Annotated in this window: 14 protein-coding genes; 6 read left to right on the plus strand and 8 right to left on the minus strand. The window is 65.3% G+C overall.

Translation table 11 applies throughout. From position 1 onward, the window contains the following. Nucleotides 1-7: 7 nt before the first annotated feature. The 8 genes from BMY12_RS05105 to BMY12_RS20225 all read right to left on the minus strand — a co-directional run bounded on the left by BMY12_RS05105 (nucleotide 8) and on the right by BMY12_RS20225 (nucleotide 5,958). The gene (locus BMY12_RS05105) at nucleotides 8-643 is read right to left on the minus strand and encodes a glutathione S-transferase N-terminal domain-containing protein (protein ID WP_093282929.1); all 636 of its coding nucleotides are present in this window, start codon (nucleotides 641-643) and stop codon (nucleotides 8-10) included. Nucleotides 644-730: 87 nt separating this feature from the next. After that, nucleotides 731-1,489 carry a cytochrome c1 gene (locus BMY12_RS05110; protein ID WP_245732354.1) on the minus strand — a complete coding sequence of 253 codons (759 nt, stop codon included), beginning with the start codon at nucleotides 1,487-1,489 and terminating at the stop codon, nucleotides 731-733. Beyond that, complete coding sequence (locus tag BMY12_RS05115) at nucleotides 1,476-2,738, minus strand: cytochrome b (protein WP_093282932.1); 1,263 nt, start codon at nucleotides 2,736-2,738, stop codon at nucleotides 1,476-1,478. Before BMY12_RS05115 ends, BMY12_RS05110 begins: the two co-directional genes overlap by 14 nt. Then, nucleotides 2,738-3,334 (minus strand): ubiquinol-cytochrome c reductase iron-sulfur subunit, encoded by a 597-nt coding sequence (petA, locus tag BMY12_RS05120; protein ID WP_093282934.1) that lies wholly within the window; start codon nucleotides 3,332-3,334, stop codon nucleotides 2,738-2,740. Before petA ends, BMY12_RS05115 begins: the two co-directional genes overlap by 1 nt. A 194-nt stretch (nucleotides 3,335-3,528) precedes the next feature. Further along, nucleotides 3,529-4,173, minus strand: coding sequence for a response regulator (locus BMY12_RS05125; protein WP_093282937.1), 645 nt, complete (start codon nucleotides 4,171-4,173; stop codon nucleotides 3,529-3,531). Beyond that, the gene (locus BMY12_RS05130; RefSeq protein ID WP_093282939.1) at nucleotides 4,170-5,000 is read right to left on the minus strand and encodes a sensor histidine kinase; all 831 of its coding nucleotides are present in this window, start codon (nucleotides 4,998-5,000) and stop codon (nucleotides 4,170-4,172) included. The genes BMY12_RS05125 and BMY12_RS05130 overlap by 4 nt, the downstream gene beginning before the upstream one ends. Then, a complete protein-coding gene (locus BMY12_RS20220; protein WP_177188848.1) occupies nucleotides 5,000-5,608 on the minus strand; it encodes a GAF domain-containing protein in 609 nt (202 codons plus the stop codon). Before BMY12_RS20220 ends, BMY12_RS05130 begins: the two co-directional genes overlap by 1 nt. A 143-nt stretch (nucleotides 5,609-5,751) precedes the next feature. After that, the gene (locus BMY12_RS20225; RefSeq protein ID WP_177188849.1) at nucleotides 5,752-5,958 is read right to left on the minus strand and encodes a hypothetical protein; all 207 of its coding nucleotides are present in this window, start codon (nucleotides 5,956-5,958) and stop codon (nucleotides 5,752-5,754) included. Here BMY12_RS20225 and BMY12_RS20790 point away from each other — a divergent pair. From BMY12_RS20790 to BMY12_RS05160, 6 genes are all read left to right on the plus strand, one after another. Then, nucleotides 5,957-6,085: a hypothetical protein gene (locus BMY12_RS20790; RefSeq protein ID WP_281242402.1), complete on the plus strand. Its 129-nt coding sequence runs from the start codon at nucleotides 5,957-5,959 to the stop codon at nucleotides 6,083-6,085. The genes BMY12_RS20225 and BMY12_RS20790 overlap by 2 nt on opposite strands. A gap of 32 nt (nucleotides 6,086-6,117) precedes the next feature. Next, nucleotides 6,118-7,284, plus strand: coding sequence for an ADP-forming succinate--CoA ligase subunit beta (gene sucC / locus BMY12_RS05140; RefSeq protein WP_093282943.1), 1,167 nt, complete (start codon nucleotides 6,118-6,120; stop codon nucleotides 7,282-7,284). Nucleotides 7,285-7,300: 16 nt separating this feature from the next. Further along, nucleotides 7,301-8,173, plus strand: a complete 873-nt coding sequence (sucD, locus tag BMY12_RS05145; protein WP_093282946.1) for a succinate--CoA ligase subunit alpha — start codon at nucleotides 7,301-7,303, stop codon at nucleotides 8,171-8,173. A 454-nt stretch (nucleotides 8,174-8,627) separates the two neighbouring features. Next, a complete protein-coding gene (locus BMY12_RS05150; protein WP_143068847.1) occupies nucleotides 8,628-8,912 on the plus strand; it encodes a hypothetical protein in 285 nt (94 codons plus the stop codon). Continuing rightward, nucleotides 8,909-9,787: an ABC transporter ATP-binding protein gene (locus BMY12_RS05155; RefSeq protein ID WP_093282950.1), complete on the plus strand. Its 879-nt coding sequence runs from the start codon at nucleotides 8,909-8,911 to the stop codon at nucleotides 9,785-9,787. Before BMY12_RS05150 ends, BMY12_RS05155 begins: the two co-directional genes overlap by 4 nt. After that, nucleotides 9,784-10,797: an ABC transporter permease gene (locus BMY12_RS05160; protein ID WP_093282952.1), complete on the plus strand. Its 1,014-nt coding sequence runs from the start codon at nucleotides 9,784-9,786 to the stop codon at nucleotides 10,795-10,797. The genes BMY12_RS05155 and BMY12_RS05160 overlap by 4 nt, the downstream gene beginning before the upstream one ends. Nucleotides 10,798-10,857 lie beyond the last annotated feature (60 nt).

Below are 10,857 nucleotides of genomic sequence, written 5' to 3' on the forward strand. Positions count from 1 at the left end.
AGGGTTTTCAGCTGAGCGCGGATTGTACGGCGGCGCGCGCCAGCACGCGCTGGGCATAGGCCAGCAAACCGGCATCGGCCGGTGGTTTGACGCCCAGGGCGCTGAGACTGGCGAAGATCGCGGCGAACGCGCAGTCGGCGAGATTGAAGTCCAGGCCCATGCACCAGCCGCGCGCGCCGAACAGGCGCCGGCTCGCCAGCAGGGCGTCCTGCAGCGCCTTGCGCGCCTGCTTGGCTTCCGGTGATTTGGGGGCGCTGCGGATCTGCGCGACGGCGCTGAACAACTCCTGTTCGATATGGCCCAGCAGCATGCGCAGGCGCGCACGCGCCGCCGGGTCCACCGGCATCAGCTTGGGATGCGGATAGCGCTCGTCCAGGTATTCGACCACCACGCGCGCCGGGTACAGCACCGTGTCGCGATCGGCGAGCGTCGGCAGCTGGCCGGTCGGATTGAGCAGCAGCAGATCCGGATGTGTCTGCTGCGCGCCGAGCAGCTGCACGCGCGCGCCATCCACTTCCTTCTCGGCGAGCACGATGCGCGCCCATAGCGAGGGCAGTTCATCGCGTGCGCAGAACAGCGTGAGACCGGCACGCGGGGCGGGCTTGCCCTCCATCACGTAACGGCTCTTGCCGGGCAGGGCCATGCTCAGTTTCGCCCGGCCCTAAACAAAACGGCGCCGTTCATGTGCCTAAGGCTCATGAACGGCGCCGGGTTCATCGCGGCTTAAAACTTAATGCACGTCGCGCCACCATTCGCGTTTCATCAGGTACGCGAGGATGGTGAACACGAACAGGAACAGCAGCACCTTGAAGCCGGTGGAGACACGCTGCGCGCGGCCCGGCTCGGCGGCATAGGCCATGAAGTTGGCCGTGTCGGCGACCCACTTCTGGTACTCCTCGGCGCTGAGCTTGCCCTGCGTCACGGCCTCGAACGGCGAGCCCTCGTGGTGCGCAGCCTCACCCTCATGCGCCGCAGTCTTTTCGACCTGCAGACCCTGCAGCTCCCAGAGCACGTTCGGCATCGAGGCGTTCGGCAGCACCAGGTTGTTGGTGCCCAGCGGACGCGAGCTGTCGACGTAGAAGCTCAGCAGGTAGCTGTAGACCCAGTCGGCGCCGCGATAGCGGGCTTCCAGCGTCAGATCCGGCGGCGGCTGGCCAAACCAGTTCTTGGCCGCGTCCGAAGGCATGGCCGAGAGGATGTGATCACCGACCTTGTCGGAGGTGAACATCAGGTTGGCCTTGAGCAGGTCTTCCGGAATCTGCAGGTCCTGCGCCATGCGGCTGTAGCGCAGATGGCGCATCGAATGGCAGCCCGAGCAGTAGCTCATGTAGTTGCGCGCGCCACGCTGCACCGACGCCAGGTTGCCGGTGTCCGGCGTGAAGCTGTAGGGCAGGGCGTGGGTGCTGGCCAGGGCCGGGCCCGCGACCAGGGCGGCGGTCGCCAGCAGCGCCTTGAGGCTGTTCTTGAGAATCGACTTAGTGGGCATCATGGGGCACCCGCTCCGGAACCGGCTTGGTTTTTTCGCGCTTGGTGTAGATCGGCATCAGCAGGAAGAACAGGAAGTACACCACCGTGCACAGCTGCGAAATCAGCGTGCCGGTGGGGCTCGGCGGCTGCATGCCGTAATAGTTGAGCAGCACGAAGCTGATCACGAAGGCGCCGACCCAGAGCTTGAAGATCGGACCCTTGTAGCGGATCGACTTCACCGGCGAGCGGTCCAGCCAGGGCAGGAAGAACAGGATCACCACCGCCGCGCCCATCACGATCACGCCCCAGATCTGCGTGCCGGCGAAGGACGGCGTGGCGCGCAACATGGCGTAGAAGGCACCGAAGTACCAGGCCGGGGTGATGTGCTCGGGCGTGGCCAGCGGGTTGGCCGGCGTGAAGTTCGGCTTCTCCAGGAAGTAGCCGCCGCCATCGGGCGCGAAGAACACGATGCCCAGGAAGATCATCAGGAACACGCCGACGCCGACCACGTCCTTCACCGTGTAGTACGGGTGGAAGGGGATGCCGTCGAGCGGGATGTGGGTGACCGGATCCTTGTGCTTCTTGATGTCGATGCCTTCCGGATTGTTCGAGCCCACTTCGTGCAGCGCGATCAGATGCGCGACGACCAGGCCGACCAGCACGAAGGGCAGGGCGATCACGTGGAAGGAGAACAGGCGGTTGAGCGTGGCGTCGGCCGGGATGAAGTCACCCTGGATCCAGATCACCAGGTCGGGGCCGATGAAGGGGATGGTGCCGAACAGGTTGATGATCACCTGCGCGCCCCAGAAGCTCATGTTGCCCCAGGGCAGCACGTAGCCGCAGAAGGCTTCCGCCATCAGTGCCAGGAAGATCAGGCAGCCGAAGATCCAGATCAGTTCGCGCGGCTTGCGGTGCGAGCCGTAGATCAGGCCGCGGAACATGTGCAGATAGACGACGATGAAGAACGCCGATGCGCCGGTGGAGTGCAGATAGCGCAGCACATTGCCCCAGGGCACGTCGCGCATGATGTACTCGACGCTGTCCCAGGCCTGTGCGGCGTCGGGCTTGTAATGCATCACCAGCCAGATGCCGGTGAGCAGCTGGTTGACCAGCACTAGCAGCGCCAGCGAGCCGAAGTAGTACCAGAAGTTGAAGTTCTTCGGCGCGTAGTATTCGGAGAGATGATCCTTCCACAGCTTGGTCAGCGGGAAGCGGTCATCGATCCAGCCGAGAAAACCGGTGGTCTTGTGCGGATTCGGAACGATGGCCATTACGCGGCTCCCTTGGGATCTTCACCGACGATGACCAGGGTGTCGCTGGCGAAATGGTACGGCGGAATCACCAGGTTCAGCGGTGCCGGCACGCCCTTGAAGACGCGGCCGGAGAGGTCGAACTTGGAACCGTGGCAGGGGCAGTAGAAGCCACCCTGCCAGTTGGGGTCGATATCCGGCGCCGGGTGATCCGGGCGGAAGGTGGGCGAGCAGCCCAGATGCGTGCAGGAGCCGATCATCACCGCCACTTCCGGCTTGATCGCGCGGGCCGCGCCCTTGATGTAGTCCGGCTGCTGCCTGGCTTCACTGTCGGGATCGAGCAGGCTGGGCGTGACCTTGTCCAGGCTGGCCAGCATCTCGGGGGTGCGCTTGATCACCCACACCGGCTTGCCGCGCCAGGCCACGGTGATCTTCTGACCCGCTTCCGCCGTGCTGATATCGATCGCCACCGGCGCGCCCAAAGCCTTTGCACGTTCGCTGGGTTTCAGCGATGCGAGAAACGGCCAAGCGGCTGCCACCACACCCGCACCGCCCACCACGGAGGTGGTCAGCGTCAGGAACCGGCGCCGGCCGGGATCCACGCCTTGATTGCTCATTCCAGAATGCCCCTTTGCAGAAGTTGGACCACTCCGCGACCCGATTGCCGTACCGGCCTTTAGGTATGTGTGGCCGCGAAACCGGGCAAGTATAACGGTGGCCTGACGCGCAAGTTAAGTGCTTGCTGAAGCGCTTGTTGCGCAATTGCAACGGCCTGCGGGGGTGGGCACGCCGGGGCGTGTCCTGCCATGACTCAAGTCAAGAGCCCGCGCAGCGCCGCGAAGCGCACCACCTCGGCGGTGTTGCGCAGACCCAGCTTTTCCATCATCCGCGCGCGGTGGTTTTCCGCGGTCTTCACGCCGATGTCGAGGATCTGCGCGATCTCCTTGGTGGTCTTGCCCTGGATCACCAGATGAAAGGCCTCGCGCTCGCGCGCGGTGAGGCTGGCGTAGGGATCGTCACCATGATCCCGCGAGCGATGCTGGCGCTCGGCCAGGGCCTTGGTCGCGCGCGGGCCGAAGTAGGAACGGCCGGCGTGGATGGCCTTGATCGCGGTCATCAGATCGGACACCGAGGTGTCCTTGTTGAGAAAGCCGTTGGCGCCGGCGCGCAGGATCGGCAGGATGTATTCGTCTTCCTCGTGCACGGTCAGCACCAGGGTGCGGGTGCCGGGCAGCTCGGCGCGCAGGCGCTTGACCAGCTCCAGGCCCGACATGCGCGGCATGGAGATATCGGTGACCACCACCTCCGGCGTGGTCTTCAGGGCCAGCGACAGCGCCTCGAAACCGTCGGCCGCCTGGGCCACCACCTGGCACTCGCCGGTTTCCTCCAGCATCGACACCAGACCTTGACGGACGATGGTGTGATCGTCGGCGAGCAGCAAACGGATGGGATTCATGATGGGTTCTGGTCCGGCTCGGCGTCGGGCGCATCGAGCGTGAGCGTGAGTTGCACCACGGTACCTTGCCCGGGGGCGGAAAGGATTTCAACGCGACCGCCGAACAGCTCGGCGCGGTCGCGCATGCCGCGCAGGCCGCTGCTGCCGGCGCTGCGTTCGGCCTGCGTCATCTGCGCGATCTCGAAACCCTGGCCGTCGTCCTCGATGCGCAGGATCAGCAGCATCGGCGCATGGCGGATGACGATGCGCGCATGGCTGGCGCCACTGTGGCGGATGACATTGGTCAGTGCCTCCTGGGTGACGCGGAACAGCAGGGTCTCCACGTCCGGATGCAGGCGCTGTTCCTCCAGGCCGGACTGCAGGCTGATGTGCAGGCCGGTGCGTTCGGAGAGATTGCGCGCCAGCCATTCCAGGGCCGCGTCCAGGCCCAGATCGTCGAGCAGGGTGGGGCGCAGCAGACGCGAGAGTTCGCGGGTGTCGCGCAGCGCGCCACGCGTCAGTTCCAGGGCGTCGTTGAGGCGATGCTGCAGGCCGAGATTGCTCGCGTCGCGCGCGTCGTCATGCAGCCGCTGCAGCTGATTGGCCAGGGCGGTGAGGGTCTGGCCCAGGCCATCGTGCAGATCGCGGGCCAGGCGGCGGCGCTCTTCCTCCTGTACGTGCCAGACCGATTTGGCCAGGGTGCGGAAGCGTTTTTCGCTGCGTACCACGGACTGCAGCAGGCGCTGGTTGTCGGCAGTCAGATCCCGGATCTGACGCAGCACCGTCTTGCGGAAGTCTTCAGCCTCGCCGCCGGACGCGCCCGCCGCCGGCTCGCGCGCCCCGGTCATCAGAATTCCGCGAGGTCGTAGGCCTGCAGCTGCGCCTGCAACTGGCTCAGCGCATAACGCTGGCAGCCGGCGGCCAGGGCCAGCGCGGCCTGACCGGCGAGGGCGTCGAGGATTTCCAGGTCCAGGGCCTTGAGCGGACGCGCGTCGGGCTTGCGCAGCAGGCACAGCGCGCCGCGCCGCGTCTCGTCGATGTCCAGGGGCAGGGCCAGGAACACCGCCGGCTCCTCGCTCTGCTGCTCGTCCAGCAGCTGGCCTTCGGCGCCGGCCAGGCCGCGGGCGCCGTCGAGCAGGGCGCGGTGCAGGCCGGCGGCGGACCAGCCGAACAGGGAGTCGAGCACGTCGTTATTACTGACGCGGTGCAGGGTGGCGATCTCCAGCACGCTGTCGTCGGTAAGCAGCAGCACGAAGCCGCCCTGCGCGCCGATCACGCCATAGGCCGAACGCAGGGTGTTGCGCAGGATCTCCTGCACGGTTTCATCGCTGGACACGGCAGCCAGGTCCAGCGGCGGCACGCCCAGGGTGGGCTGCACCGAGCGCAGACGGTGCACGACCGACTGCGGCGAGCCGACCACGCGCTGCGGGCGAAGCAGTTGTTGGTGCTTGGACAAGTGGCGCTCCCGAATATCAGGCCCCTTCGTCCCGTGCGGCCCCGGCCTGCAGGCCCCGGGTGCAGAGACGTTTACCTGGTGCCAGCTGGCAACGTTTCTGCCGGGTTTTTCGGAAATGCAGTGTAGCAGAAGGCTGCCGGCGCCTACTCGCTGCAGCGGCCGCAGCGGCCGCTCTTCGACAGGGAGCTGGCCGGCAGATAGGTGCCGCAGCGGCTGCAGCGCTGCATCGCCTCGAACTGCTCGGGGGATTCGGGCGGCGCTTTCCCGGCCAGCGGTTTGCGGCCATGCAGGTACAGGCGCCAGATGAAATACCCGGCCAGGGCCAGGAGCAGGAGTCGAAGCACGTTCATGCGCACATGCTACGCCGCGCCGGCGGCGGCCCGCCATATCGGCCAGGGCGGCGGCTTCAATTTTCCTTTATCGACGGCCTCAATTTTGCTTTACGTGCCGGCGCTGGGCGAAAATGTCGCGCGCTAAATTTAGCCCCCCAAAAACACGGTCTCTAAAGCATGAATCTCCACGAATATCAGGCAAAGGAAATTTTCGCCCGTTACGGCATCCCCGTACCGCAGGGTCAGCTGGCCTCCAGCCCGGAGCAGGCACGTGCCGCTGCCAAGCAGCTGGGCGGCGAAAAATTCGTCGTCAAGGCGCAGGTGCATGCCGGCGGTCGCGGCAAGGCCGGCGGCGTCAAGCTGGTCGAGGGTTTCGACGCGGTTGAGGAAACCGCCAAGAAGATGCTCGGCACCCAGCTGGTCACCAAGCAGACCGGCGCCGAAGGCCTGCCGGTGAACTCGGTGTACGTGGAGAAGCCCTCCGCCATCGCCCGCGAGCTCTACGTCTCCGCCGTGGTGGACCGCTCCAAGGAGCGCATCGTGTTCATGGCCTCCGCCGCCGGCGGCATGGACATCGAGGAAGTGGCCGAGCACACCCCGGAGAAGCTCAAGACCATCGCCGTGCATCCGGCCGCCGGTCTGCAGCCTTATCAGGCGCGCGAGCTGGGCTTCTTCATGGAGATGAGCAAGGAGCAGGTGGATCAGTTCACCAAGGTGCTCAGCGGCCTGTACCGCATCTTCACCGAGCTGGACGCGGCGCTGGTGGAAATCAACCCGCTGATCATCACCGGCGAGGGCAATGTGGTGGCCCTGGACGCCAAGCTCAACTTCGACTCCAACGCTCTGTATCGCCAGAAGGCGATCGCCGAGCAGCGCGACTACTCGCAGGAAGACGAGCGTGAGCGCGAAGCCTCCAAGTACGACCTCAACTACGTGACCCTGGAAGGCGACATCGGCTGTATGGTCAACGGCGCGGGTCTGGCCATGGCCACCATGGACATCGTCAAGCTGCACGGCGGCAAGCCCGCCAACTTCCTCGACGTCGGCGGCGGCACCACGGCCGAGAAGGTCACGGAAGCCTTCAAGCTCATCACCAAGAGCCCGGACGTCAAGGCGATCTTCATCAACATCTTCGGCGGCATCGTGCGCTGCGACCTGATCGCCGAGGGCATCATCACCGCCGTCAAGCAGATCGGCCTGAAGATTCCGGTGGTGGCACGTCTGCAGGGCACCAACATGGAGAAGGGACGCGAGATGCTGAAGGCCTCGGGCCTGAAGATCACGCCGGTGGAAGACCTCACCGAAGCGGCGCAGACCGTGGTCGCGCTTGCCAAGTCCGCCTGATTATCACGAGAACTCCATGAGCATCCTGATCAACAAGAACACCCGCGTCATCTGCCAGGGCTTCACCGGCAAGCAGGGCACCTTCCACTCCGAGCAGGCGATTGCCTACGGCACCAAGATGGTCGGCGGCGTCTCGCCGGGCAAGGGCGGTGGCAAGCATCTCAATCTGCCGGTGTTCAACACCGCGCATGACGCCGTCGCCGCCACCGGCGCCGAAGCGACCATGATCTACGTGCCGGCGCCGGGCGCCGCCGATGCGATCCTGGAAGCCGCCGACGCCGGCGTGAAGGTGATCATCTGCATCACCGAAGGCATCCCGGTCAACGACATGGTCAAGGTCAAGGCCACGCTGCGCTCGCAGTATCCGGGCGCGGTGCTGATCGGCCCCAACTGCCCGGGCGTGATCACGCCGGGCGAATGCAAGATCGGCATCATGCCGGGCCACATCCACAAGCCGGGCAAGATCGGCGTGGTCAGCCGCTCGGGCACGCTCACCTATGAAACCGTGCATCAGACCACGCAGAACGGTCTGGGCCAGTCCACCTGCGTGGGCATCGGCGGCGATCCGGTGCGCGGCCTGGGCTTCATCGAAGTGATCGAGCTGTTCGAGAAGGATCCGGCCACCGAAGGCATCATCATGGTCGGCGAGATCGGCGGCTCTTCCGAAGAAGAAGCGGCGGCCTACATCAAGCAGAACGTGAAGAAGCCGGTGGTCGCCTACATCGCGGGCGTCACCGCGCCGCCGGGCAAGCGCATGGGTCATGCCGGCGCCATCATCTCCGGTGGCAAGGGCACCGCCGACGAGAAGTTCGCGGCGCTGGAAGCGGCGGGCGTCAAGACCGTGCGTTCTCCCGCCGATCTGGGCGCGGCAATGCTCTCGCTGCTGTAAGCACATCGCAGCGCATTGCCCGACGGCGCCACGCCGCGGGCGATGCGGCTGCAAGATCAGGAAAACCCCGACGGCTGATGCCGTCGGGGTTTTTCTTTTGTGCGCCTTTTGATGGCGATCGTCATCACGGTTCTTTTACGCGCCACACGCCTGAAAAATTCACGCTATTGAAAGACCGTGATGGCATGAGGCTGTAAGCCAGGTGTCAAAAAACTGTCGCGACACGACGGTAAAACGCCTGTCGCCACAATCTCGAATCAGCTCACTGCTTTGCGTTTCCGTTAAGCGAAAATCTTACGCCGCTTGCCGGGCATTCCGCTTTTTTCACGAATCAATACGGCACTGTCTTTGCGAAGCAGCCAAGGATGCGGGCGCATGCGCCACGGTCGGTGCCTGCGGCGTGGGTGCGCGGCCAGTTCCCGCGCCAAGTGCGTCAGCAATCCCAATGGATACGATGAGCAATACCCTGACAGGACGTCGTCCGAGCTTCCATAGACCCCAAGGGCTCGGTGCCGACAAACTTGCCGGCATAGCGACGATGCTTGCGTGGAGAGAAAAAAGCGTCGCGGAGAGTCGGGTGGCTGCAGGCGACACACAGATCGCCACGGTCACGATCGCCGGGGGTTTTCTCTGCATGACGCAGACGCACGGGTCGTTGTTTGGGTTGCGCTTGTCTGATGGAAAAATAAAGAGAATATCGTTGCCGCTGCGCGCGGCGATGGGCGGGGTGCGAACATGAGCGCCATCCTCACGGCGCGCGAACTGCGCAAGCGCTATCGCGGCGTCACCGCGGTGGATGGCCTGAATCTCGACATCGAGGAAGGCAGCTGCCTGGGACTGCTCGGGCCCAATGGCGCCGGCAAGAGCACCACCATCGAAATGCTCGAAGGGCTGCTGCAGCCCAGCTCCGGTGAAATCCGCTTCCGCGGCCGGCCGCTGGATCAGCATTACCGCGAACGCGTCGGCATCCAGTTCCAGAACACCGCGCTGCAGGACTTTCTCACCGTGCGCGAGAACCTGCAGTTCTTCGCGGCGCTGTACAAGCGTCGCCGCAGTCTCGATGAGCTGATCGCCGGCTGTCATCTGGAGGAATATCTGGATCGCGATCATCGGCGGCTGTCCGGTGGCCAGCGACAGCGCATGTTGCTGGCGATCGCCCTCATCAATGATCCGGATCTGGTGTTTCTCGACGAGCCCACCACCGGTCTGGATCCGCAGGCGCGGCGCAACTTCTGGGAGCTGGTGCAGGACGTGCGCCGGCGCGGCAAGACCGTGCTGCTGACCACGCACTATATGGATGAGGCTTACGAGCTGTCCGACGACATCGCGATCATGGATCGCGGCCGCATCGTCGCGCGCGGCTCGCCGCAGCAGCTGCTCAGCGAACACTTCAGCGACAGCGTGCTGGAACTGCCGGCCGCCGAGATCAAGGGCCGCGAGCAGGAACTCAGTGCGGTGACGCGCGGTGACGCGGCGGAGATTCTCAGCGCCGACGTCAACAAGACCGTGCAGAAGCTGCTGGCCGCCGGCGTGTCGCTGGCGCAGCTCAAGATCCGTCCACGCACGCTGGAAGATCTGTTCATCAGTCTCACCGGCCGGGAGCTGCGCGCATGATCAAACGCTTCTGGGCCATGACCAAGGCGCGCCTGCTGGAAGTGGCGCGCGACCGCACCGCGATGTTCTGGCAGATGCTGTTCGTGCCGGCGCTGATCGCCGGTGTGGCCATCGTCATGTCGGGCGCGCCGCAGCCGCTGTTCACCGTCGGCGTGCTCGGCGATGCGCCGCTCACCAAGGCCACGCATCCCTTTCTCGGCGCCGAGGCCACGCGCTTCTATCACGAGCAGGATCAGACCGCCGGCCTCAACAAGCTGCGCCGGCAGAGTACCGATCTGCTGCTGGACCCGCGCAGCTCGCCGGCGCGTTACTGGATCAACACCGACTCCACCAAGGGCCGCATCCTGCAGTCGCTGCTGGTGCAGGCCGATCCCGGCGCGCAGCGTCAGGAAGTGGCGGGCGAGCCGATCCGCTATGCCGACTGGCTGGTGCCGGGCATGGTCGGCGTCAACATCATGTTCAGCAGTCTGCTGGGCATCGGCTATGTGATCGTGCGCTATCGCAAGACCGGTTATCTCAAGCGCCTCAACGGCACGCCGCTGCGCGCGGTGGAATTCGTCGGCGCGCAGCTGGCGGCCTGTCTGATTCTCACGGTGCTGATCAGCGCCGGCATCTACGCGCTGTGCAAGGTGGCGCTGCACCTGAGCATGGCCGGCAGCTATCTGAACCTGCTGCTGGTGGTGGTGGTGGGCGCGGCGGCGATGATTGCCATGAGCCTGCCGGTGGCGGCGCGCATCGCCAGCGAGGAAGTGGCCGCCGGCATTCTCAATCTGCTGGCCTGGCCGATGCTGCTGCTCTCCGGCGTGTTCTTCTCGCTCGATGCCGCGCCGGAAAGCGTGCGCGCACTGGGCCAGCTGTTCCCGCTCACGCACATGCTCAGCGCCGCCCGCGCCGTGATCATCGACGGCGCGGGATTCACCGACCTGCTGCAGCCGCTGGCCGTGATGCTGGCGATGACCGCGCTGTTTCTGGCGGTGGGTGCGGGACTGTTCCGATGGTCGCAGGAATGAGCGCGGCGACGGCGCGTGGCGCCGCAGCGCAGACACATGAATTGCTAATGACAAGGCTTG

The sequence above is a fragment of the Solimonas aquatica genome, assembly GCF_900111015.1.
GTDB classification, from domain to species: domain Bacteria; phylum Pseudomonadota; class Gammaproteobacteria; order Nevskiales; family Nevskiaceae; genus Solimonas; species Solimonas aquatica.

Bases quoted from the DNA above. Each gene is read 5' to 3' on its own strand.
- BMY12_RS20790 (WP_281242402.1), top strand. From the start codon at position 5,957: ATGCGCACATGCTACGCCGCGCCGGCGGCGGCCCGCCATATCGGCCAG.
- BMY12_RS05105 (WP_093282929.1), bottom strand. From the start codon at position 643: ATGGCCCTGCCCGGCAAGAGCCGTTACGTGATGGAGGGCAAGCCCGCC.
- BMY12_RS05115 (WP_093282932.1), bottom strand. From the start codon at position 2,738: ATGGCCATCGTTCCGAATCCGCACAAGACCACCGGTTTTCTCGGCTGG.
- petA (WP_093282934.1), bottom strand. From the start codon at position 3,334: ATGAGCAATCAAGGCGTGGATCCCGGCCGGCGCCGGTTCCTGACGCTG.
- sucD (WP_093282946.1), top strand. From the start codon at position 7,301: ATGAGCATCCTGATCAACAAGAACACCCGCGTCATCTGCCAGGGCTTC.
- BMY12_RS05155 (WP_093282950.1), top strand. From the start codon at position 8,909: ATGAGCGCCATCCTCACGGCGCGCGAACTGCGCAAGCGCTATCGCGGC.
- BMY12_RS05130 (WP_093282939.1), bottom strand. From the start codon at position 5,000: ATGACCGGGGCGCGCGAGCCGGCGGCGGGCGCGTCCGGCGGCGAGGCT.
- BMY12_RS05110 (WP_245732354.1), bottom strand. From the start codon at position 1,489: ATGATGCCCACTAAGTCGATTCTCAAGAACAGCCTCAAGGCGCTGCTG.
- sucC (WP_093282943.1), top strand. From the start codon at position 6,118: ATGAATCTCCACGAATATCAGGCAAAGGAAATTTTCGCCCGTTACGGC.
- BMY12_RS05125 (WP_093282937.1), bottom strand. From the start codon at position 4,173: ATGAATCCCATCCGTTTGCTGCTCGCCGACGATCACACCATCGTCCGT.
- BMY12_RS20225 (WP_177188849.1), bottom strand. From the start codon at position 5,958: ATGAACGTGCTTCGACTCCTGCTCCTGGCCCTGGCCGGGTATTTCATC.
- BMY12_RS05150 (WP_143068847.1), top strand. From the start codon at position 8,628: ATGAGCAATACCCTGACAGGACGTCGTCCGAGCTTCCATAGACCCCAA.
- BMY12_RS05160 (WP_093282952.1), top strand. From the start codon at position 9,784: ATGATCAAACGCTTCTGGGCCATGACCAAGGCGCGCCTGCTGGAAGTG.